Below are 22,378 nucleotides of genomic sequence, written 5' to 3'. Positions count from 1 at the left end.
CGGTAATGATGATCTCATTCCCGCATCAACTTTTACACGCCCTCTGCGCGCTTCAGCATGACAGGGCAGGCAGAGGCATAGCTCTTGATACCAGAGCGTTGCTTGTCGTGTGGTCATATCAAGAAAGCGACCACGAACCAGGCTCCCGTGCCCGCCAGTTCTTCGACTCGGCGTTGCGCAATTATCCCCACATCGAATGCCTATTCCTTTCGCGCCACGAGCGCAGATTCGCACTTTCGCCCTACCGAAAATTGACTTCCCGGGCGAACTGGATACGAAAAGCACTTGGCATTTCGGGCTCAGAGCGGCTCAGCTTCTACTATGCCCACGATGCAAGTGCGGACCACACAGCCCAAGCCTTCATGCAGGCGCTGCAGGCCGAAAAAAACATATGCTATGGCGATGCCCCGGGCTTTCTCTATCCTTCGACAAAACCAGTCAGAACACCTTTGCCACTGAGCTTACGCTGGCTCAAGGAGCTCTTCTGGTTTTCTCGTATTGGCGATGTCACGCCTTGGCTGGCAGCTGAATCAGCCATGATTGCTGTTGACTTCGGCGAGTGGGAAAAAGAATGCGGTCTGCCCCTTCCCGTTGTCATCCCCGACGCTATATTCAATCGCACCCTTGCAGCATTGAAAGCCGCATTTCCCGAGATCGCAAACTTCGAGCGATATCTTTCGAAGCAGCCCAACAATGCCAACAAGGCCATTCTGATCCTCAGCAACTTCACCAACAGCAAGCTGACCAGCCAAAACGACGAACTGGCCCTGTATAAAGCCATCTGCAGGGCCAATCTGAAGCCAGGTGACCATATCTATATAAAAAAGCATGCTGGAACAAGCCAGGCATTCATGGGCAAGCTTTTAGTCACACTGGAGGAGTATTGTGCTGCAGCCTTCCCGAGTGAACTTGAACACATACCCATTGAGTTATTTACCAAACTTCATCACTGCTGCGAAATAATTTCAGTTTCCTCGGCATCAGCTCTTTTTTCTCGCATCCCCGGCGCCCGTACGAAACACGCCCTCACGCAAGAACATATAAACCGGTATTTCAACCCGGCCTACCGAAATTACATGATTTCTGCAAACAGCCGGATCCTGCAGAAATCCCCCTCTTCTGAATAGATAATTCCATGCAAGTAAAAATCAAGAAAACTGGACCAACGGCATTAAACACGGTGATTATTATCACCTTAGGATTCATTCCCACTCATAGCATCGCACAGCCGACAACGCCTCACCCACAAACCGAACCCCGGTACATCAATGCGCTGCCTTACACGATTGAGAAAAGTGGCCACTACAAACTGGCCACCTCTCTGGACACTACTACCGACGGTATATCTGTTGCCGCCGACAATGTGATAATTGACCTGAATGGGCAATCCATCACCGGCCCTCTGACTACCGACACCACATCGTCTGGCATCGTCTCTTTTGGCCACCATCACATTGAAATAAGAAACGGTAAGATTCGCGGCTTTCAGCACGGCGTCTATTTATCTGGCTATGCCGACAAAGCTCAAACGTCGAAAGACCTCGGCCCTGGCGGACACGTCATTGAACACCTAAGCATAAGCCAGAGCAGTTTCAGGGGGATTCGTACCGAAGGGCAGAACACTGTAATTCGCGAGAATAAAATCAGTAATGTCGGTGGCGATATGACCAGCGACAACGCTTATGCCATGGGCATCGAAACCTATGGAGAAAAGACGCTGATCCTCAACAATCAGGTTGAAGAGGTACGCGGGACAGGAGCAGCGGACATAGGAGAAGGCGTAGGCATCTCACTCACACGCTTTGGTAGCGGGAGCATCGTGAAAGGCAATCGGATCACCAACAATTCCCTTGAAATCCCTACCGACTCACCTGGCTGGACTACCCGCTCACGCTCCAGCTACGGCATATGGGTGGGTGGTGATGGCATCAGCGATGTACTAGTGGCCGATAACACTATCAAGAACTTCCAACAGGGCATTACTTTCAAACGCTCAGAGTCTGGCGCCCTTGGAGGAAATAATGTTACAGCATCCTTCATTCCTTATTATCTACCGGATAATCACAAGAGAACCCGCGTAAGAGACTTGGGTGGCAACTCATCCGATGAGCAGAATCTATTACTGAAACCAGGTCGCGCAACCCCAGGGCAGGTCGAAACTGTTGAACCCCCCATATCCACCTATTTGTCCCCATTACACCGGTTGATGTCACCGGCCTTTCTACCGGTCAGCAAAACCAGGGTTGGCCAAAAAACCATTGAAGGTAAAAACGCTGCCAATATGGTGGACTACTGGCATCCACTCTACCCGGGTAGAGCAAAACACCCGATCTATGTCGACCTGGCAACTGGCAGGGCTTGGAACTGCTGCGAAACCGATCACTTGATCAATATTCAAGGCGCTCAAGGCACTCCCTACGAAGACGTCCTGCAAGGAGATGACAAAACGAACCTGCTTGCGGGTGGACTGGGGAATGATCGTATAGACGGTCGCGAAGGCGATGACTACCTCTTCGGAGATGAAGGAGACGACGAGTTATGGGGGGCTAAGGGAAATGACTTTTTCGACGGTGGGCCTGGTAACGACGTAATGTGGGGCGGCCCCGATGTGGACACCTTTGCTTTCTGGAAACGCTCGGGCATCGACCACGATACCATTGGGGACTTTTCAGTGAGTACAACTGAGCAGGACATCGTCGACTTTGCAGGCGCCTTCCACTCCTACGAGGAAGTAATGGAAGCGACGACCCAAGTGGATGAGGACATCATCATCACTTTGACAACCGATGACTCCATCACACTGAAAAATGTTCAAAAAGAAGATCTGCGGCCAGCAAGCTTTAAGTTCTAACGGGACGGGGGATGACTCGCTTTCGTTACACTGAAATCGAGTCCTCCCAAATTTTTAAGTACAGTGTTCAGCAGTTATACACGACGTATCAACGTGGCAACTGTCAACCCCAGATTTCCCAGGAACGTCTGTCTGTAGACTCCGGCTCGCTGAATTTCCAACACCCTGCGCAGTAACCTATATTGACGAGCGGCACCAAACTTCTCCAACGTCTGTATATTCTCAGAAGTAAAACGATGACTGATCGCCTGCAAGGCTACAAGATTCTGATCCATCCAGAAGCGGAAGCGACCATGTAACAACTGTTTAATTCTTTTACTTTTTTCAAAAATTCCCGTATTCGAACCTACACAGTTGGCACTATGCTGCCGATAACGGACAGACGGGGCAACATCATACAGGACTTTTCCACCACAGCCGCTTACGATCATATACGCCCACCAATCATGAGAAACTGCCGGCACTTCCGCCCCCGCCTCACGCAGTAGGTTCATTAGCGCATGATTGAATACCATGGTATTACCGCCCGCGATATTTTGAACCAGTGCATTGCGAAAATTTGCAGGACGAGAAAACGACGGAGAAAAGCCTATATGCTTGCCACTCTCATCGATAAGTTCGGTCCGCGAGCAGTACAATGCGGGTTCATTACGAGGCACTCTCGACAACTGGCCAACTGCTTTTTCCAACTTGTCACTGTTCCAGATATCATCCTGATCACACCAAGCATAATAGTCCGCCTCGACATTTTGCCTGCAGCTTATTGAGAGAAAATTTCGAGCAAAACCTTTCAGCGGCCCCTCGTATATTGATATCCGATCATGCCCCCAACGGTCAGCATATTCTTTGAGCATTGCAACTGTTGCATCATTCGAACCATCATCTGAAACAAAGACCTTAAAGTTTTGAAAAGTTTGCCTTTCCAACGAGATCATTTGTTCGGCCAGATAACGTTCGCCATTTCTTGTACACAGCAGTACGGCTACGGTAGCGACGTGATTAACGCTCGAGCGATCATCCAAAGGGAAAAACTCAGATGCAGCTGTAGTCCCGTTCAACATTCGCTCTCCTCAAAATTCGCACGTGCCGCTGACACTACGAAAAAATCCATGCTTCTAATTATGTCTAAGTATCACTAAAACATTAGGTGCTGAACTCCAATCCTTCAACATCCCAATCACTTCAGCAAAATGTAATGTCGTTAAGCAACATTTTGGCTGCTACCACCACAATTGTCGACGCTTGGCCGTTCTTTCCACACGTTATCCATCCTTTGATATTGGAATAATGGCACTTCAGGGGAGTAGAGCATCGGTTTTACTGAGTGGCATAGAGCCACTAATTTAATATCAAAAATCCAGAATATGCATACTACCCGCAATTCGCATATCGCCGACGCAACACATCCTTCCAGCCTCACATTGAGCGTAGCTTGGACTTATGCGGTTGCTGCAGTTTTTCCTAAATGTTGCACAATTGCAGGCCACAAAACTCCAACACCAGCGTACTTTGGCTCTATTCTGAACAAAATACCGCATCAATGTGTCACTTCGACAAGCGAATCCTGAATTAGGTTGCAGATCAACGGGACTAAAAGGTCATGCTGTTCCCTACATTTACAGGCAAGCACAGGACGTGCGACGTGGCCTGCTAGAGAGTAGCGACGATGGGTTAGCCCATCTCGATGGCGTACGACAACCCTGGTGTCAGACACTCTCCAGAGGTTTCGATAGCATCTTGAGGACGAAGGACCAGGTTTGGCCGAAAGCTCGGAGAATAATCACGACAATAGCTACTGACACCACACGTAACGCCATGGTGAGCAGCGATGAAATGAGCCATTCGAGCCACAACGCCATGATTGCATTCTAAATGCATGACGTAACGGTCAGGAGCTCCGGACCTATACCTGTAGTCAACAACCTAGTTATAGAAAAAGGTCGCTCAAACAGCCGTCTTGCGCGTACGACGCCTCTCCCGCAGCGCAATATAGGTACCCAGTAAAGGCCCCAGCGTGAGGCCAGCCAAAAAGGCACCTAGCACCAGTACCGCAACTGGCAGCGATGGTGCGCCCCAACCAAAAATCATCAGAGCGACAGACTGATTATTTTCAAGCACGAACAGAACAACAGCTGAAGCCACCAGCATCACGAGCAAGGCTAGCGCCAGACGTTTAAAGTTCCACATGAATATCCCTTCTTCTGTACATCCCGTTAAAGGTCATCCCCCTCCTCTTCCTCATTCACCCGGTCCCTAAGCTCTTTACCCGGCTTGAAATGAGGAACAAATTTCCCATCAAGGCTAACGGACTGACCGGTTTTTGGATTACGACCTACCCGCGGGGCGCGGTAGTGGAGGGAGAAGCTGCCGAAGCCACGGATCTCGATACGATCTCCCGTAGCCAGGCATTGGGACATTTGCTCAAGCATGGTCTTGATAGCCAGCTCTACATCCTTGGATGAGAGTAGCCCTTGATGGGTGACAATTCGTTCGATCAACTCCGACTTCGTCATATTTTTCCCTTCTTTTTCAAGCAGCTAGGAAAATCGCTTCAAAGGTTTTAGCATGACCGGAGGATTTTGAACAGCCCGAGTATTGACATATCTTCTCGGTGTCGTATTTGCCCCATTTCTGCGCACGCGCTGCATTTGGATGTACTCAGCGACAAATGACCAGCATCGTACGCGTCAGATAACCTGCCGGATTGAAACCAAAGGGGTATTGATCTTCATCCTTCGCGTCGTCGGATCGGGTAATCACCTTGTAGCCTGCGCCCTTGCACTCTCTGGCAGCCCTCTTATGGCACTTCTCCCAGCCGGAACCCAATCCTGAACAATCGATCTCGATACCACTGACGCCCCGCACTGCATGGGTCTTGGCGCTTGTGGCACAGCCGGCCAGCGCCAGCACGACCATTACCCAAAATAATTTGTTCATTCACATCCTTGGTACAAGAGGCTCGATCCGATGATTTATCTCAGGCCGGCCAGACTTGAATAGATGATTGATCTGCTTAACAAAACAGACACCCTGGCAACGGGATTGGTTTCATATTGAACGTGAGAGACTGCAGTACTCGCGGACGCGGAGGAAGAATTCAGATAAATCGCAGGCACAAAAAAGGGCGACCGAAGTCGCCCTTTTTCTATGGTCTGACAGAACTCAGTTCTGTTTTTCCATTTGTGCACGCAACAGGTCACCCAGAGTGGTAGGACCAGGAGCAGCTGTGTCCGAAGCCGGCTTGTCGCGCAGGCTCTGGATAGCTTCTTTCTCTTCTTCAACGTCTTTCGACTTGATGGAGAGCTGGATTACGCGGCTCTTGCGGTCAACGCTGATGATCTTGGCTTCTACTTCTTCGCCTTCTTTCAGGACGTTACGCGCGTCTTCAACGCGGTCACGGCTGATTTCGGAGGCTTTCAGAGTCGCTTCGATATCGTCGGCCAGGGTGATGATGGCGCCTTTAGCGTCAACTTCTTTCACGATGCCCTTAACGATTGCGCCCTTGTCGTTCTCTTGAACGTACTCGGAGAACGGATCGCTTTCCAGTTGCTTGATACCCAGGGAGATGCGCTCGCGCTCTGGGTCAACCGACAGGATAACGGTGTCCAGCTCGTCGCCCTTCTTGAAGCGGCGTACGGCTTCTTCGCCCACTTCGTTCCAGGAGATGTCGGACAGGTGAACCAGGCCGTCGATGCCGCCGTCCAGACCAATGAAGATACCGAAATCGGTGATCGACTTGATGGTGCCGGAGATTTTATCGCCCTTGTTGAACTGGCCAGAGAAATCTTCCCATGGGTTAGATTTGCACTGCTTGATGCCCAGGGAGATACGACGACGCTCTTCGTCGATGTCCAGAACCATGACTTCCACTTCGTCGCCGACTTGTACGACTTTCGAAGGGTGGATGTTCTTGTTGGTCCAGTCCATTTCGGAAACGTGTACCAGGCCTTCAACGCCTTCTTCCAGCTCAGCGAAGCAGCCGTAGTCGGTCAGGTTGGTAACACGAGCGGTGACGCGAGTGCTTTCTGGGTAACGGGCTTTGATAGCAACCCATGGATCTTCGCCCAGTTGCTTGAGGCCCAGGGAAACACGATTGCGCTCGCGATCGTACTTCAGAACCTTGACATCGATCTCGTCGCCAACGTTGACGATTTCCGAAGGATGCTTGATACGCTTCCAGGCCATGTCGGTGATGTGCAGCAGGCCATCGACGCCACCCAGATCGACGAATGCGCCGTAATCGGTGAGGTTCTTGACGATACCTTTGACCTGTTGGCCTTCCTGCAGCGATTCCAGCAGAGCTTCACGCTCGGCGGAGTTCTCGGCTTCCAGGACACTGCGACGGGAAACGACAACGTTGTTGCGCTTCTGGTCCAGCTTGATGACCTTGAATTCCAGCTCTTTGCCTTCCAGGTGCGTGGTGTCGCGCACTGGACGGACGTCAACCAGGGAACCTGGCAGGAACGCACGGATGCCGTTAACGTCGACAGTGAAGCCGCCTTTAACCTTACCGTTGATAACGCCCTTGACCACTTCCTCAGCTGCGAAAGCCGCTTCCAGAACGATCCAGCATTCAGCGCGCTTGGCTTTTTCACGGGACAGCTTGGTTTCACCAAAGCCATCTTCAACCGAGTCCAGCGCAACGTGAACTTCGTCACCTACGTTGATGTTCAGTTCGCCAGCGTCGTTGTAGAACTGCTCAAGCGGGATGAGTGCTTCAGACTTCAGACCAGCGTGAACGGTTACCCAGCGAGCTTGGTAATCGATATCAACGATAACACCGGTGATGATGGAGCCTGCCTGAAGGTTCAGGGTTTTCAGGCTTTCTTCAAAGAGTTCCGCAAAGCTTTCGCTCATTTTAATTCCTGTTGATTAGGGCGAAGAATACGCCCGCCTCCACACCCCAGACGGTGTGGGTTAGTTTCATATAAAAGAAGCACCACAGGACTATGACTGGTCCCCTGCGGAGCTTCCTGGTCACCCGGCGATATCGCGAATGGCGATCTCGCTCATGATGCGTTGCAACACCTGATCGATGGACAACTCCGTGGAATCCAGCTGTATCGCGTCAGCCGCCGGCTTGAGCGGGGCTACTGCGCGCTGGGTGTCACGCTCGTCGCGTGCACGGATCTCATCTAGCAGACTCGACAGACTAACATCCTCGCCTTTGCCCTTCAACTGCAAATATCGGCGACGCGCCCGCTCCTCTGCACTGGCGGTCAGGAAAATCTTCAGCGGCGCATCGGGAAACACTACCGTGCCCATGTCGCGACCGTCGGCCACCAGCCCCGGTGGCTCCTGGAAGGCGCGCTGGCGTTGCAGCAACGCCTCGCGCACCGCCGGCAGCGCGGCGACCTGGGAAGCCCCGGCGCCAACGCTTTCGGTCCGGATGACATCGCTGACTTCGTCACCTTCCAGAATGATGCGCTGCAACTGACCGTCGGTCGCCGCGATGAACTGCACGTCCAGATGCGCGGCCAACGCCTTGAGCAACTCTTCGTTGGTCAGGTCGACGCCATGATTGGCGGCGGCGAATGCCAGCAGGCGATACAAGGCACCCGAATCGAGCAGGTTCCAGCCCAGTTGCCTGGCCAGGATCCCGGCGACGGTCCCCTTGCCCGAGCCACTTGGGCCATCGATGGTGACGACCGGTGCCTTTATGTTCACGACTGTGCCTCTTGTGCTACTCGAATACCAACCTGCGCGCACAGCGTCAGGAAGTTCGGGAACGACGTCGCGACGTTCGCGCAATCATGGATGCGAATTGGCGCACTGGCGCGCAACGACGCAACACTGAAGGCCATGGCGATGCGGTGGTCACCGTGACCATGGACTTCGCCACCGCCGATCTGGCCGCCGTCGATGATGATGCCGTCCGGCGTTGGCTGGCACTTGACGCCCAGGGCCAGCAAGCCGTCCGCCATCACCTGGATACGATCCGATTCCTTGACCCGCAGCTCTTCGGCGCCGGTCAACACGGTACGCCCTTCGGCACACGCGGCCGCCACGAACAGCACCGGGAATTCATCGATGGCCAGCGGAACCAACGCCTCGGGAATCTCGATACCCTTGAGTTTAGCTGCTCGTACGCGCAAGTCTGCCACCGGCTCGCCGCCGACTTCACGCTGGTTTTCCAGGGTGATGTCAGCACCCATCAGACGCAGGATGTCGATCACGCCGGTGCGGGTCGGGTTGATGCCGACATGCTCGAGCACCAGGTCGGAACCTTCGGCAATCGAGGCGGCCACCAGAAAGAATGCCGACGAGGAGATATCGCCCGGCACTTCAATGTGGGTCGCGGTCAGTTTGCTGCCAGACTCGACGGAAGCGGTGGCACCGTTGACTGTGACCGGGTAGCCAAAGCCGCGCAACATGCGCTCGGTGTGGTCGCGGGTCGGAGCTGGCTCGGTGACAGTGGTCTTGCCTTCGGCATAGAGCCCCGCCAACAGCAGGCAGGACTTAACCTGGGCGCTGGCCATCGGCATGGTGTAGGTCAGGCCCTTGAGCTTGTTGCCGCCGCGAATAGTCATCGGCGGACGGCCCTCGGCCGCGGTCTCGATGACCGCACCCATTTCCCGCAACGGGTTGGCGACACGATTCATCGGACGCTTGGACAGCGAGGCGTCACCGGTCAGGGTGCTGTCGAAGTCCTGCGCGGCCAGCAGGCCGGACAACAGGCGCATCGAAGTACCGGAGTTGCCCAGGTAGATCGGGCCAGGGGCAGGCTTGAGGCCGTGCAGGCCGACACCATGGATGGTCACGCGACCGTGATGCGGGCCTTCGATGACCACGCCCATGTCGCGAAACGCTTGCAGCGTCGCCAGGGCGTCTTCGCCCTCGAGGAAGCCTTCCACTTCTGTCACGCCTTCGGCCAGGGAGCCGAGCATGATCGAACGGTGGGAAATCGATTTATCGCCCGGTACACGAATACGCCCACTCAGGGAGCCACCAGGTTGTGCCAGGAAAATCAGATCATTGGAGTTCATAGCGTCCACATAGGCCCGACGGGCCAGGATTTTACTGAAATGCTCGCGGGCCACCCTGGCGCGTGTGAAAACGCCCAGCAATTGGTGCCCGTCCCCTGCATCGACCGCGTCGCGCAAGGCGTCGAGGTCGCTGCGAAATGTATCGAGTGTGCGCAGGACAGCTTCGCGGTTAGCGAGGAAGATGTCGTGCCACATGACCGGGTCGCTACCGGCGATTCTCGTGAAATCGCGGAAACCGCCGGCAGCGTAACGGAAGATCTCAAGATTTTCATTGCGTTTGGCCAATGAATCCACCAGGCCGAATGCCAACAGGTGCGGCAAATGACTGGTGGCGGCCAACACTTCATCGTGGCGCTCGACCTGCATGTGCTCGACATCGGCACCCAGTTCGCGCCACAACCGGTCCACCACCGCCAGCGCAGCCGGGTCGGTCTGCTCCAGCGGCGTCAATATCACTTTGTGACGACGAAACAGTTCCGCGTTGGAGGCTTCCACCCCGCTCTGCTCCGAACCGGCAATCGGATGACCGGGCACGAAGCGCGTCGGCATGCCGCCGAAGGCTTCGGTGGCGGCGCGCACGACATTGCCCTTGGCGCTGCCGACATCCGTGAGGATGGCGCGCCCCAGGTCCATGGTGGCCAGGCGCGCCAGCAACTTTTCCATGGCCAGGATCGGCACCGCCAGCTGAATCACGTCTGCGCCCTGGCAAGCGATCGTCAGGTCATCTTCGCAACGATCCACCACCCCCAGCTCCACCGCCAGCTTGCGCGACTGCGGATCCAGATCGACACCGACCACCTCTTGGCACAGGCCGCTTTCGCGCAGCCCCTTGGCAAACGAACCGCCAATCAACCCCAGGCCGACCACTACCAGGCGACCGATCATAGGGGCAACAGGTTGCAGTGAAGTGACATCAACCACGAGCCAGAACCTTGCTCAACGCCTCAAGGAAACGGCTGTTTTCCGCTGGTAGGCCAATGGTGATGCGCAGGTGGTTCGGCATGCCGTAATTGGCCACCGGACGCACGATCACGCCTTCGCGCAACAAGCCCTGGAACACCGGCGCCGCGACACGCCCGAGGTCGACGCAGATGAAATTGCCTTTGGATGGAATCCAGCTCAGGCCCAGCTCACGGAACCCGGCTTCCAGTTGCTGCATGCCAGCCTCGTTCAAACGACGGCTTTCGGCCAGATAGGCGTCATCCTGCAAGGCGGCGCAGGCAGCGGCCAAGGCGAAGCTATTGACGTTGAACGGCTGGCGCACGCGATTCAGCACATCGGCCACCACAGCGGTGGACAGGCCGTAGCCGACTCGCAGCGAGGCCAGGCCATAGGCCTTGGAGAAGGTGCGCGAGACCAGCAGGTTCGGGTAGGCCGCGAGGAAGTCCAAGCCATCGGGCAAGTCGCTGCCTTCGGCGTATTCGATGTAGGCCTCATCCAGCACCACCAGCACGTGCTCGGGCACATCCTGCAGGAAATCGTCCAACGCTTGGGCGTCGAACCAAGTGCCAGTCGGATTGTTCGGGTTGGCAATGAAGACCACACGGGTGTTGGCGTCGATGGCAGCCAGCATGGCCGGCAGATCGTGCCCCCAATTCTTGGCCGGAACCACATGGGCGTCGGCACCGACGGCCTGGGTCGCGATCGGGTAGACCGCAAACGCGTGCTCGCTGAACACCGCATTGAGGCCCGGTGCCAGATAGGCCCGCGCCACCAGCTCGAGGATGTCATTGGAACCGTTGCCCAGGGTCACCTGGTTCAGCTCCACGCCACAGCGCTCGGCCAGCAGACTCTTGAGCGAGAAGCCGTTGCCATCAGGGTAACGGGTCAGCTCAGCCAGCTCATCGCGGATCGCCGCCAGCGCCTTGGGGCTCGCGCCCAGCGGGTTTTCGTTGCTGGCCAATTTGACGATGCTGGCCGGGTCCAGATCCAGCTCACGAGCCAGCTCATCCACAGGCTTGCCCGGAACGTAAGGCGAGAGTTGTTGCACGCCTGGCTGTGCCAGGGCGAGGAAGTTGCCACTCATTTGCTATCCGCCCTTAAAGAACTGCCTTGGGGTAGGAACCCAGCACTTTGAGTGCCACTGCTTCCTGACTGATTTTTTCCAGCACACCTTTTACCAACGGATCGCGGTGGTGGCCGACGAAATCGATGAAGAACACGTAAGTCCATTTACCGCTGCGCGACGGACGGGTCTCGATCCGGGTCAGGTCAATACCGTTGTCGTGGAACGGCACCAGCAGTTCATGGAGCGCGCCGGGCTTGTTGCTCATGGAGACGATGATCGACGTCTTGTCGTCGCCGGTCGGCGGTACTTCCTGGCTGCCGATCATCAGGAATCGCGTGGAGTTGTCCGGACGATCCTCGATCTTCTCGGCCAGGCGCGTCAGGCCGTAGAGGCCGGCCGCCATGTCACCGGCAATCGCCGCCGAGTTCCACTCACCCTTGACCCGCTTGGCCGCCTCGGCGTTGCTCGATACCGCCACGCGCTCGACGTTCGGGTAATGCGCGTCCAGCCACTTGCGGCACTGGGCCAGGGACTGGGCGTGGGAATAGATCCGGCTGATGCTGTCGGTCTTGGTGTTGTCGCCCACCAGCAGGTGATGGTGGATGCGCAGCTCGACTTCGCCACAAATCACCATGTCGTGCTCGAGGAAGCTGTCCAACGTGTGGTTGACGGCGCCTTCAGTGGAGTTCTCCACCGGAACCACGCCGAAATTCACAGCCCCGGCCGCCACTTCACGGAAGACTTCGTCGATGGCTGCCATTGGCTTGCTGATCACCGCGTGACCAAAATGCTTCATGGCCGCGGCCTGGGTGAAGGTCCCTTCCGGCCCCAGGTAGGCGACTTTCAGCGGTTGCTCAAGGGCCAGGCACGAAGACATGATCTCGCGGAACAACCGCGCCATTTCTTCATTGCCCAGTGGCCCTTTATTGCGCTCCATGACGCGTTTGAGCACCTGCGCCTCACGCTCAGGGCGATAGAACACCGGCACTTCGCCTTCAGCCAGAGAGGCCATCTTCACCCGGGCGACTTCCTGGGCGCAGCGCGCGCGCTCACTGATCAGTTCCAGGACTTTTTCGTCCAGGGCGTCGATGCGCAGGCGCAGCGCCTTGAGTTCTTGCTCAGACATTAGCCATGTTCCTTCTCGAACTCTGCCATGTAGGCAATCAACGCATTGACCGCATTGATGTCGACGGCGTTGTAGATGGAGGCGCGCATGCCACCGACCGAACGGTGGCCCTTGAGGTTCAGCAGACCGCGCTCGTCGGCGCCGGCCAGGAATGGCTTGTCCAGACGGTCATCGGCCAGGCGGAACGGCACGTTCATCCACGACCGATCGGTTTTGTTGATCGGGTTGCTGTAGAGGCCGCTGGCGTCGATGAAGTCGTACAGCGTGCGCTGCTTCACTTCATTGAGCTTGCCGATGGCTTCGACACCGCCCTGCTCTTTCAGCCATTCGAACACCAGGCCCGACAGGTACCAGGCCAGGGTCGGCGGGGTGTTGTACATCGAGCCGTTGTCGGCCGCGACCTTGTAGTTGAGCATGGTCGGGCACAGGGAACGGGCGCGCCCCAGCAGGTCTTCACGAATGATGCTGACCAGGATGCCGCTCGGGCCGATGTTCTTCTGGGCACCGGCGTAGATCATGCCGAAACGGGAGATATCCACAGGGCGCGAGAGGATGTCCGAAGACATATCGGCCACCAAGGGCACGTCGCCAGTTTCCGGGATCCAGTTGAATTCCAGGCCACCGATGGTTTCGTTCGGCGCGTAGTGAACGTAGGCCGCATCCTTGGACAGCTTCCACTCGTTCTGACCGGGAATGGCAAAGTAGTCGTAGGGCTTGGCGGTGGCGGCAACGTTGACGTGGCCGTAGCGCGAGGCCTCTTCGATAGCTTTCTGCGACCAGATGCCGGTGTCGATGTAGTCAGCCGTGCCGCTTTCCGGCAGCAGGTTCAGCGGAACCTGGGCGAACTGCTGGCTGGCGCCGCCCTGAAGGAACAGCACCTTGTAATTGGACGGGATGTTCAGCAGATCACGCAGGTCCTGCTCGGCCTTGGTGGCAATGGACACGAACTCATCGCTGCGATGGCTCATTTCCATGACGGACAGGCCCTTGCCATGCCAGTCGAGAAGTTCACCCTGGGCACGTTTCAGGACCGCTTCAGGCAACGCCGCCGGGCCGGCACAGAAGTTATAGGCTCTCTTGCTCACATCCAATCTCGCTCTGATCTGGTGGTCACATAAATCTTGTTCAACACATCTATCCATGTGGGAGCGGGCTTGCTCGCGAATGCGGTGTGTCAGTCGACATCTGACTGGTTGACACACCGCATTCGCGAGCAAGCCCACTTCCACAAAGGATAGGACGTGCAGTGTCGCAAATTTTCAAACGGGACAAACAACAAGGGGGCGAATTCTCATCCGCCCCCTTGCGCGTCCGCTTAGTCCTGCGGTTCTTCTTCGTCAGCAGCAGCGTCGAGCGGTTGGTCGCCAGTCATGTCGTCGACATCGGCACCGAGGGTGCCGTCGAACGCCACGCCTTCCTCGCCTTCCAGTTCCTCGCCTTCGACTTCCGATGGCTCCTGGACCCGCTCAAGCCCTACCAGCGTTTCATCGCTGGCCAGCTTGATCAGCGTCACGCCCTGGGTGTTACGCCCCAGGCTCGACACTTCGGCGACTCGCGTGCGCACCAGGGTGCCCTGGTCGGAGATCAACATGATCTCTTCACCATCGAGTACCTGGACAGCGCCAACCAGACGACCGTTACGATCGTTGCTGACCATGGCGATCACGCCCTGGCCGCCACGCTTGTACTCAGGGAACTCACTGATAGCGGTGCGCTTGCCATAACCACGCGCCGAAGCGGTGAGGATCTGGCTGCCTTCTTCGGGGATCAGCATGGAAATCAGCTTCTGGCCTTCCGGCAGGCGCATGCCGCGCACACCGCGGGCGGTACGGCCCATGGCACGGACGTCGGATTCCTTGAAGCGGGTGACCTTGCCGCCGTCGGAGAACAGCATGACTTCTCGCTCGCCGTCGGTGATGGCGGCGGAAATCAGCACGTCGCCTTCGTCCAATTCGAGAGCGATCAGGCCAACGCTGCGCTGGCGACTGAAGGATTCCAGCGGGGTCTTCTTCACGGTGCCTTTGGCGGTAGCCATGAAGATGAAGTGACCTTCGGTGTATTCCTCCACCGGCAGCATGGTGGTGATGTATTCATCACTGTCCAGCGGCAGCAGGTTGACCAACGGACGACCGCGAGCCGCACGGGACGCTTCAGGGATTTCGTAGGTTTTCAGCCAGTACACCTTGCCCTTGCTGGAGAACAGCAACAGCGTGGTGTGGCTGTTGGCGACCAGCAGGTGAGCGATGTAGTCCTCGTCCTTGACGCCAGTCGCCGACTTGCCTTTGCCGCCACGACGCTGGGCCTGGTAGGCGGCCAGCGGCTGGGTCTTGGCGTAGCCGCCGTGGGAAATGGTCACCACGCGCTCTTCTTCCGGGATCATGTCACCCAGGGTCAGGTCCAGACGCGCATCGAGAATCTCGGTGCGGCGCACGTCGCCGTACTCGGCGCGGATCACTTCCAGCTCTTCGCGGATCACTTCCATCAGGCGCGTGGCGCTGTTGAGGATGCGGATCAGCTCGCCGATCTGGTTGAGGATCTCCTGGTACTCGGCCAGCAGCTTCTCGTGCTCCAGACCGGTCAGGCGGTGCAGACGCAGTTCCAGGATGGCCTGGGCCTGTTCCGGGGACAGGAAGTACTTGCCCTCGCGCAGGCCGTATTGCGGATCGAGGTTCTCCGGACGGCACGAATCGGCCCCGGCACGCTCGACCATCGCCACCACCGCGGAGGACTCCCAAGGCGTGCTGATCAGCGCTTCCTTGGCTTCCGACGGCGTTGGCGAGGCCTTGATCAGGGCGATGACCGGGTCGATGTTCGACAGGGCAACGGCCTGGCCTTCGAGGATGTGACCACGCTCGCGGGCCTTGCGCAGCTCGAACACGGTGCGACGGGTGACCACTTCGCGACGGTGACGCACGAAGGCTTCCAGCAGGTCCTTGAGGTTCAGGATCCGCGGACGGCCGTCGATCAGCGCCACGATGTTGATACCGAACACCGCTTGCAGCTGGGTCTGGGCGTAGAGGTTGTTGAGAATCACCTCAGGCACTTCGCCACGGCGCAGCTCGATCACGACGCGCATACCGTCCTTGTCGGACTCGTCACGCAGCTCGGTGATGCCTTCGAGTTTCTTCTCTTTCACCAGCTCGGCGATCTTCTCGATCAGGCGGGCCTTGTTCAGCTGGTACGGCAGCTCGGTGATAACGATCTGCTGGCGACCACCGACCTTGTCGATGTCTTCGATGGTCGAACGGGCGCGCATGTAAATGCGGCCACGGCCGGTGCGGTAGGCTTCGATGATGCCGGCACGACCGTTGATGATCGCGGCGGTCGGGAAGTCCGGACCGGGGATGTATTGCATCAGCTCATCGACCGTCAGCTCGGGATTGTCGATGAGGGCCAGGCAACCGTCGATGACTTCACCGAGGTTGTGCGGCGGGATGTTGGTCGCCATGCCCACGGCGATACCGCTGGAGCCGTTGACCAGCAGGTTGGGGATACGGGTCGGCATGACCGCCGGGATCATTTCGGTGCCGTCGTAGTTCGGCACCCAGTCCACGGTTTCCTTGTGCAGGTCGGCCAGCAGCTCGTGGGCCAGCTTGGTCATGCGCACTTCGGTGTATCGCATGGCTGCGGCGTTGTCGCCGTCCACGGAACCGAAGTTGCCCTGGCCGTCTACCAACAGGTAGCGCAGGGAAAATGGCTGGGCCATCCGCACGATGGTGTCGTACACGGCGGTGTCACCGTGGGGGTGATACTTACCGATCACGTCGCCGACGACACGGGCGGATTTCTTGTACGGCTTGTTGAAGTCGTTGCCCAGCTCGCTCATCGCGAACAGCACGCGCCGGTGCACGGGCTTCAAGCCATCGCGCGCATCCGGCAGCGCCCGCCCGACGATTACGCTCATTGCGTAGTCGAGGTAGGACTGTTTCAGCTCGTCTTCGATATTGACCGGGAGGATTTCTTTGGCCAGTTCGCCCATGAGAAGCCTGATTCCTTTTTCTGGTGAAACCTCGTCACATCCAGATGGGACGAACGAAGCTCGCCGCTGCAGAACAAGTGCCATGCAGCGACTTACGACAAATCAACGAGTTATGCCTTGGATCTGCGCAGTAAAGGCCACCTCGCGAGGCAGCCCTGGAAACCGCCGGATGTTATCACAAGAGCCGCCACGCACCTATCCCCCTGATGCGCATGGAGCATAGTTAGTTGACCGGTGACAGGCTGATAGAGGACGAGAGGGGCTTAGAGGCGGGGTGAATGAAGATTGGAAGGGTAAATGCAAGGTATTTGTTGACTGTTGGGGCCTCTTCGCGAGCAAGCTCGCTCCCACACTGGACCTGTGTCGTGCATCAATCACACGAACGACACGGTCACCATGTGGGAGCGGGCTTGCTCACGAAGGCGATAGACCAGGCAATACAAATCGTCAGTGCAACCGCTTGCGACACATCAACTGCGCCATCTTCGCCGTGTCCGGCCGCTCGACAATGCCCTTCTCGGTAATGATGACGTCGATCAGGTCCGCCGGGGTGACGTCGAACACCGGGTTGAAGGCCTCCACATCCGCCCCGACCCGCTTGCCGCCGACTTCCAGCAGCTCGCGTCCGTCGCGCTCTTCAATCGGGATATCGTCCCCGCTGGCCAGGTTCATGTCGATGGTCGAGCTCGGCGCCACCACCATGAAGCGCACGCCGTGGTGCATGGCGCAGACCGCCAGTTGATAAGTACCGATCTTGTTCGCCACGTCGCCGTTGGCGGTGATGCGGTCGGCGCCGACGATCACCCAGGTCACGCCTTTGGTCTTCATGATGTGGGCCGCAGCGGAATCGGCATTGAGGGTCACCGGGATGCCTTCGTTGGCCAACTCCCACGCCGTCAGGCGCGAGCCCTGGAGCCATGGCCGGGTTTCGTCGGCATAGACGCGCTCGACCATGCCTTCGAGGAACGCACCGCGAATCACCCCCAGGGCCGTGCCGAAGCCGCCGGTGGCCAGGGCGCCGGTGTTGCAGTGGGTCAGGATGGCCTGGGCGTTGCCCTGATGCTTGCGGATCAGGTCAACACCGAGCTGGGCCATGGTCAGGTTGGCTTCACGGTCGCTTTCATGGATCGCGATAGCTTCGGCCTCAAGGGCAACCAACGGCTCGGCATGCTCTTTCAAGCGCCCCAGTCGGTCACGCATGCGGTCCAATGCCCAGAACAGGTTCACCGCTGTCGGCCGGGAATCGGCCAGCAAGGCAAAGTCAGCTTCCAGCGCCGCTTGCCAGTCACCGCCCTCGGCCATCCTGGCTCGCGCCGCAAGCACCACACCATAGGCCGCACTGATACCGATGGCCGGCGCGCCACGTACCACCATCGAGCGAATCGCCTCGGCCACACCGGCCGCGCTGGTGCAGGCGATCCAGTTTTCCTCGAACGGCAAAATACGCTGATCCAGCAGGTACAGGGCGCCATCCCGCCAATCGATGGCCTTCACCTTCTCCGCAGCCAACAGTCGATCGCGCATCCTTCACCCCGCACTCATGAACAAAAGCCGCCGATTATAGCGATCCCTCCGCGAAGACGCTCGGGTATACTTCGCCATCCTTTATAACCCATGGAACCGTTCCACGATGCCCAAGCCTGCCGTTGCGCTCGACTTATTATTGCTGCCGACCTGGTTGGTGCCTGTCGAACCCGCCGGTGTGGTGCTCAAGGATCACGGCCTGGGCATCCGCGACGGTTGCATCGTGTTCATCGGCCCACGGGCAGAAGCCCTGAAGTGTGACGCGGCCCAGGTCCGTGAGTTGCCGGGCATGCTGCTCAGCCCGGGCCTGGTCAACGCCCACGGCCATGCGGCGATGACCTTGTTCCGTGGCCTGGCCGACGACCTGCCCCTGATGACCTGGCTCGAACAGCACATCTGGCCAGCTGAAGCCAAATGGGTCGATGAAGACTTCGTACGCGATGGCACCGACCTGGCGATCGCCGAACAGATCAAGGGCGGCATCACCTGTTTCTCTGACATGTACTTCTACCCCAAGGTTGCCAGTGAACGCGTGCATAACAGCGGAATCCGCGCGCAAATCGCCATCCCAATCCTCGATTTCCCTATCCCAGGCGCCGCCAGCGCCGACGACGCCATTCGTCAGGGCATCGAGCTTTTTGGCGACCTCAAGCACCACCCACGGATCAAAGTTGCGTTCGGCCCCCATGCGCCGTACACCGTGGGCGACGAGAACCTGGAGAAAATCCGCGTGATCGCCGAAGAGCTGGACGCGGCCATTCATATGCATGTTCACGAAACCGCCTTCGAAGTGCAGCAGGCTGTGGAGAACACCGGTGAGCGGCCCATGGCCCGCCTGGGCCGACTGGGGCTCCTGGGGCCGCGCTTCCAGGCCGTGCACATGACCCAGGTCAGCGATGAAGACCAGGCGTTGCTGGTAGAAAGCAACTGCAGCGTGATCCATTGCCCGGAATCGAACCTGAAGTTGGCCAGCGGTTTCTGCCCAGTGGAGCGCCTGTGGCAGGCCGGGGTCAATGTGGCGGTCGGCACCGATGGGGCGGCGAGCAACAACGACCTGGATTTGCTCGGCGAGACGCGCACCGCCGCGCTACTGGCCAAGGCGGTCGCCGGTTCGGCCACAGCCCTGGACGCGCACCGGGCGCTGCGCATGGCCACGCTCAATGGCGCCCGGGCGCTGGGCATCGAGGCAACGGTGGGCTCACTGGAAGTCGGCAAGGCCGCCGACCTGGTGGCCTTCGACCTGTCGGGCTTGGCGCAGCAACCGGTCTATGACCCCGTGTCGCAACTGATCTACGCCACGGGCCGCGACTGCGTGAAACACCTGTGGGTGGCCGGCAAGCCGCTGCTCGAAGATGGCCGGCTGACGCGCCTGGACGAGTCGCAACTGACCGCCTCGGCCCAGGCCTGGGGGCGTCGCATCAGCGGCCACAACGAATAACCATGCCCCTGGAGCCATGGCTCGGGGTACACGATTTTTCAAGTTTTTCGAGGATCTGCACATGAGCAACGTTGACCACGCCGAAATCGCCAAATTCGAAGCCCTGGCCCATCGCTGGTGGGACCGTGAAAGCGAATTCAAACCGCTGCACGACATCAACCCGCTGCGGGTCAACTGGATTGATGAGCGGGTCAATCTGGCCGGCAAGAAGGTCCTCGACGTCGGCTGTGGCGGCGGCATCCTCAGCGAGGCCATGGCCCAGCGCGGCGCCACGGTGATGGGCATCGACATGGGCGAGGCGCCACTGGCGGTTGCGCAACTGCATCAGTTGGAGTCTGGCGTCAGCGTGGAATACCGGCAGACCACCGCCGAAGCTCTCGCCGAAGAAATGCCCGAGCAGTTCGACGTGGTCACCTGCCTGGAAATGCTCGAACACGTGCCGGACCCGTCATCGGTCATCCGCGCGTGCTTTCGCATGGTCAAGCCCGGCGGCCAGGTGTTCTTCTCCACGATCAACCGCAACCCGAAGGCGTACCTGTTCGCGATCATCGGCGCCGAATACATCATGAAGCTGCTGCCACGTGGCACCCACGACTTCAAGAAATTCATCCGGCCTTCCGAGCTGGGCGCCTGGAGCCGCATGGCCGGGCTGACCGTCAAGGACATCATTGGCCTGACCTACAACCCGCTGACCAAGCACTACAAGCTGGCCGCCGACGTTGACGTCAACTACATGATCCAGACCCTGCGCGAGGAATAAGTCGATGCGTCTCAAAGCGGTTCTCTTTGACATGGACGGCACGTTGCTCGACACCGCGCCCGACTTCATCGCCATCTGCCAGGCCATGCGTGCCGACCGTGGTTTGCCAGCCATGAACGAGCAGCACATTCGCGACGAAATTTCCGGCGGTGCCCGGGCGATGGTCGCGGTGACCTTTTCCATGGACCCGGAATCACCGGGATTCGAGGAACTGCGCCAGGAATTCCTCGACCGCTACCTCAAGGGTTGCGCAGTCCACAGTCACCTGTTCGACGGCATGGCCGAGGTGCTGGCCGATATTGAAGCGGCGAACCTGATCTGGGGCGTGGTCACCAACAAACCGGTGCGCTTCGCCGAGCCGATCATGCAGCAGTTGGGCCTGGCCGAACGCTCGAAGGTACTGATCTGCCCTGACCATGTGAAAAACAGCAAGCCCGATCCGGAGCCCCTGACCCTGGCGTGCAAGATGCTCGACCTGGACCCGGCCAGCGTACTGTTCGTCGGCGATGACCTGCGGGACATCGAGTCTGGCCGCAGCGCCGGCACCAAGACCTGCGCGGTGACCTACGGCTACATCCACCCGGACGACAACCCCAGGCACTGGGGCGCGGATGTGGTCATCGATCACCCCTCGGCGCTGCGCAAAGTGCTGGATAACGCGTTGTGCGGCTGTTGAGCTGACCGAATCGGCGCTAACGCTCTTGTGGCGAGGGAGCTTGCTCCCGCTCGACGGCAAAGCCGTCGCCCGCTGACTCAGGGACCGCTTCGCGGTCCAGCGGGAGCAAGCTCCCTCGCCACAAAAAGCTCACTTGCCATGACAGCCCTGTGCCGCAGGTACTGTGCTGCTTTAATTGTTGAGGTTTTTTATGTTTGAGTATTCCGCCCGTCCCGACCTGCTCAATGGCCGGGTCATTCTGGTCACCGGCGCCGGTCGCGGGATCGGTGCCGCGGCAGCGAAAGCCTACGCCGCCCACGGCGCCACTGTGCTGTTGCTGGGCAAGACCGAAGCCAACCTGACCCAGGTCTATGATGAAATCGAGGCGGCCGGCCATCCGCAACCGGCGGTGATTCCGTTCAACCTCGAAACCGCCCTGCCCCATCAGTACGATGAGCTGGCGGCCATGATCGAAAGCGAATTCGGTCATCTGGACGGCCTGCTGCACAACGCCTCGATCATTGGTCCACGCACGCCACTTGAGCAATTGTCCGGCGAGAACTTCATGCGGGTGATGCATGTAAACGTCAACGCCATGTTCATGCTCACCAGCACCCTGCTGCCGCTGCTCAAGCTGTCCCAGGACGCGTCCGTGGTCTTCACCTCCAGCAGCGTCGGCCGCAAGGGCCGGGCGTATTGGGGGGCTTATGGCGTGTCCAAGTTCGCCACCGAGGGGCTGATGCAAACCTTGGCCGACGAAGTCGATACCGTCGCAGCGGTGCGCGCCAACAGCATCAACCCCGGCGCCACCCGCACCAGCATGCGCGCCCAGGCTTATCCGGGGGAAAACCCGCTCAACAACCCGACGCCTGAAGCAATCATGCCGGTCTACTTGTACCTGATGGGACCGGACAGCACCGGCGTCAACGGCCAAGCCTTCAACGCGCAATAATCCCCCCCGCGTCGCGACGATTTCCCGTCGCGACGCGGGCGCCTTCGATACCCAGCCAAGCGAACCGCCAAGTCCACGTCGCCAAAATGATTGCGCGAC

Annotated in this window: 18 protein-coding genes; 6 read left to right on the top strand and 12 right to left on the bottom strand. The window is 58.3% G+C overall.

The window, feature by feature from the left end:
* Positions 1 to 5 precede the first annotated feature (5 nt).
* Both ACWNZ1_RS01520 and ACWNZ1_RS01515 read left to right on the top strand, forming a co-directional pair.
* Positions 6 to 1,127: a hypothetical protein gene (locus ACWNZ1_RS01520; RefSeq protein ID WP_456027303.1), complete on the top strand. Its 1,122-nt coding sequence runs from the start codon at positions 6 to 8 to the stop codon at positions 1,125 to 1,127.
* Between the two features lie 8 nt (positions 1,128 to 1,135).
* Positions 1,136 to 2,851 carry a hypothetical protein gene (locus tag ACWNZ1_RS01515; RefSeq protein ID WP_265072829.1) on the top strand — a complete coding sequence of 572 codons (1,716 nt, stop codon included), beginning with the start codon at positions 1,136 to 1,138 and terminating at the stop codon, positions 2,849 to 2,851.
* A 74-nt stretch (positions 2,852 to 2,925) separates the two neighbouring features.
* On the opposite strand, the gene ACWNZ1_RS01510 is transcribed toward ACWNZ1_RS01515, so the two are convergent.
* The 12 genes from ACWNZ1_RS01510 to mtnA all read right to left on the bottom strand — a co-directional run bounded on the left by ACWNZ1_RS01510 (position 2,926) and on the right by mtnA (position 18,474).
* On the bottom strand, positions 2,926 to 3,912 hold the full coding sequence (locus ACWNZ1_RS01510; protein WP_135844360.1) for a glycosyltransferase family 2 protein: 987 nt from the start codon (positions 3,910 to 3,912) through the stop codon (positions 2,926 to 2,928).
* A gap of 883 nt (positions 3,913 to 4,795) precedes the next feature.
* Positions 4,796 to 5,038 carry a lipopolysaccharide assembly protein LapA domain-containing protein gene (locus ACWNZ1_RS01505; RefSeq protein ID WP_135844359.1) on the bottom strand — a complete coding sequence of 81 codons (243 nt, stop codon included), beginning with the start codon at positions 5,036 to 5,038 and terminating at the stop codon, positions 4,796 to 4,798.
* A gap of 26 nt (positions 5,039 to 5,064) precedes the next feature.
* Positions 5,065 to 5,364, bottom strand: a complete 300-nt coding sequence (ihfB, locus tag ACWNZ1_RS01500) for an integration host factor subunit beta (RefSeq protein WP_135844358.1) — start codon at positions 5,362 to 5,364, stop codon at positions 5,065 to 5,067.
* A gap of 145 nt (positions 5,365 to 5,509) precedes the next feature.
* Complete coding sequence (locus ACWNZ1_RS01495) at positions 5,510 to 5,788, bottom strand: hypothetical protein (RefSeq protein WP_256452379.1); 279 nt, start codon at positions 5,786 to 5,788, stop codon at positions 5,510 to 5,512.
* 225 nt (positions 5,789 to 6,013) lie between these two features.
* A complete protein-coding gene (gene rpsA, locus ACWNZ1_RS01490; RefSeq protein ID WP_007939922.1) occupies positions 6,014 to 7,708 on the bottom strand; it encodes a 30S ribosomal protein S1 in 1,695 nt (564 codons plus the stop codon).
* A 120-nt stretch (positions 7,709 to 7,828) separates the two neighbouring features.
* A complete protein-coding gene (gene cmk / locus ACWNZ1_RS01485; RefSeq protein ID WP_135844356.1) occupies positions 7,829 to 8,518 on the bottom strand; it encodes a (d)CMP kinase in 690 nt (229 codons plus the stop codon).
* Positions 8,515 to 10,722: a bifunctional prephenate dehydrogenase/3-phosphoshikimate 1-carboxyvinyltransferase gene (locus ACWNZ1_RS01480; RefSeq protein WP_135847961.1), complete on the bottom strand. Its 2,208-nt coding sequence runs from the start codon at positions 10,720 to 10,722 to the stop codon at positions 8,515 to 8,517. The genes cmk and ACWNZ1_RS01480 overlap by 4 nt, the downstream gene beginning before the upstream one ends.
* Before the next feature lie 28 nt (positions 10,723 to 10,750).
* Positions 10,751 to 11,863 (bottom strand): histidinol-phosphate transaminase, encoded by a 1,113-nt coding sequence (hisC, locus tag ACWNZ1_RS01475; protein ID WP_135844355.1) that lies wholly within the window; start codon positions 11,861 to 11,863, stop codon positions 10,751 to 10,753.
* A 13-nt stretch (positions 11,864 to 11,876) separates the two neighbouring features.
* The gene (gene pheA, locus ACWNZ1_RS01470) at positions 11,877 to 12,971 is read right to left on the bottom strand and encodes a prephenate dehydratase (protein ID WP_135844354.1); all 1,095 of its coding nucleotides are present in this window, start codon (positions 12,969 to 12,971) and stop codon (positions 11,877 to 11,879) included.
* Positions 12,971 to 14,056 (bottom strand): 3-phosphoserine/phosphohydroxythreonine transaminase, encoded by a 1,086-nt coding sequence (serC, locus tag ACWNZ1_RS01465; protein ID WP_135844353.1) that lies wholly within the window; start codon positions 14,054 to 14,056, stop codon positions 12,971 to 12,973. Before serC ends, pheA begins: the two co-directional genes overlap by 1 nt.
* A gap of 230 nt (positions 14,057 to 14,286) precedes the next feature.
* Positions 14,287 to 16,950, bottom strand: coding sequence for a DNA gyrase subunit A (gene gyrA, locus ACWNZ1_RS01460; RefSeq protein WP_025212561.1), 2,664 nt, complete (start codon positions 16,948 to 16,950; stop codon positions 14,287 to 14,289).
* A gap of 447 nt (positions 16,951 to 17,397) precedes the next feature.
* A complete protein-coding gene (mtnA, locus tag ACWNZ1_RS01455; protein ID WP_135844352.1) occupies positions 17,398 to 18,474 on the bottom strand; it encodes an S-methyl-5-thioribose-1-phosphate isomerase in 1,077 nt (358 codons plus the stop codon).
* Positions 18,475 to 18,580: 106 nt separating this feature from the next.
* Between mtnA and ACWNZ1_RS01450 the strand changes: the two genes are divergently transcribed.
* The 4 genes from ACWNZ1_RS01450 to ACWNZ1_RS01435 all read left to right on the top strand — a co-directional run bounded on the left by ACWNZ1_RS01450 (position 18,581) and on the right by ACWNZ1_RS01435 (position 22,279).
* Positions 18,581 to 19,912, top strand: coding sequence for a TRZ/ATZ family hydrolase (locus ACWNZ1_RS01450; protein ID WP_135844351.1), 1,332 nt, complete (start codon positions 18,581 to 18,583; stop codon positions 19,910 to 19,912).
* Between the two features lie 61 nt (positions 19,913 to 19,973).
* Positions 19,974 to 20,672: a bifunctional 2-polyprenyl-6-hydroxyphenol methylase/3-demethylubiquinol 3-O-methyltransferase UbiG gene (gene ubiG, locus ACWNZ1_RS01445; RefSeq protein ID WP_135844350.1), complete on the top strand. Its 699-nt coding sequence runs from the start codon at positions 19,974 to 19,976 to the stop codon at positions 20,670 to 20,672.
* 4 nt (positions 20,673 to 20,676) lie between these two features.
* Positions 20,677 to 21,348, top strand: coding sequence for an N-acetylmuramic acid 6-phosphate phosphatase MupP (gene mupP, locus ACWNZ1_RS01440; RefSeq protein ID WP_135844349.1), 672 nt, complete (start codon positions 20,677 to 20,679; stop codon positions 21,346 to 21,348).
* 190 nt (positions 21,349 to 21,538) lie between these two features.
* Positions 21,539 to 22,279: a YciK family oxidoreductase gene (locus tag ACWNZ1_RS01435; protein ID WP_135844348.1), complete on the top strand. Its 741-nt coding sequence runs from the start codon at positions 21,539 to 21,541 to the stop codon at positions 22,277 to 22,279.
* The last annotated feature ends 99 nt before the right edge of the window (positions 22,280 to 22,378 follow it).

The organism is Pseudomonas sp. CFBP 5748, from assembly GCF_053850495.1.
This window is presented reverse-complemented; position numbering and strand designations above follow the sequence as displayed.

Coding starts and splice junctions, on each gene's coding strand:
- ACWNZ1_RS01520 (WP_456027303.1), top strand. CDS start 6: ATGATGATCTCATTCCCGCATCAACTTTTACACGCCCTCTGCGCGCTT.
- ACWNZ1_RS01515 (WP_265072829.1), top strand. CDS start 1,136: ATGCAAGTAAAAATCAAGAAAACTGGACCAACGGCATTAAACACGGTG.
- ACWNZ1_RS01510 (WP_135844360.1), bottom strand. CDS start 3,912: ATGTTGAACGGGACTACAGCTGCATCTGAGTTTTTCCCTTTGGATGAT.
- ACWNZ1_RS01505 (WP_135844359.1), bottom strand. CDS start 5,038: ATGTGGAACTTTAAACGTCTGGCGCTAGCCTTGCTCGTGATGCTGGTG.
- ihfB (WP_135844358.1), bottom strand. CDS start 5,364: ATGACGAAGTCGGAGTTGATCGAACGAATTGTCACCCATCAAGGGCTA.
- ACWNZ1_RS01495 (WP_256452379.1), bottom strand. CDS start 5,788: ATGAACAAATTATTTTGGGTAATGGTCGTGCTGGCGCTGGCCGGCTGT.
- rpsA (WP_007939922.1), bottom strand. CDS start 7,708: ATGAGCGAAAGCTTTGCGGAACTCTTTGAAGAAAGCCTGAAAACCCTG.
- ACWNZ1_RS01480 (WP_135847961.1), bottom strand. CDS start 10,722: ATGATCGGTCGCCTGGTAGTGGTCGGCCTGGGGTTGATTGGCGGTTCG.
- hisC (WP_135844355.1), bottom strand. CDS start 11,863: ATGAGTGGCAACTTCCTCGCCCTGGCACAGCCAGGCGTGCAACAACTC.
- pheA (WP_135844354.1), bottom strand. CDS start 12,971: ATGTCTGAGCAAGAACTCAAGGCGCTGCGCCTGCGCATCGACGCCCTG.
- gyrA (WP_025212561.1), bottom strand. CDS start 16,950: ATGGGCGAACTGGCCAAAGAAATCCTCCCGGTCAATATCGAAGACGAG.
- mtnA (WP_135844352.1), bottom strand. CDS start 18,474: ATGCGCGATCGACTGTTGGCTGCGGAGAAGGTGAAGGCCATCGATTGG.
- ACWNZ1_RS01450 (WP_135844351.1), top strand. CDS start 18,581: ATGCCCAAGCCTGCCGTTGCGCTCGACTTATTATTGCTGCCGACCTGG.
- ubiG (WP_135844350.1), top strand. CDS start 19,974: ATGAGCAACGTTGACCACGCCGAAATCGCCAAATTCGAAGCCCTGGCC.
- mupP (WP_135844349.1), top strand. CDS start 20,677: ATGCGTCTCAAAGCGGTTCTCTTTGACATGGACGGCACGTTGCTCGAC.
- ACWNZ1_RS01435 (WP_135844348.1), top strand. CDS start 21,539: ATGTTTGAGTATTCCGCCCGTCCCGACCTGCTCAATGGCCGGGTCATT.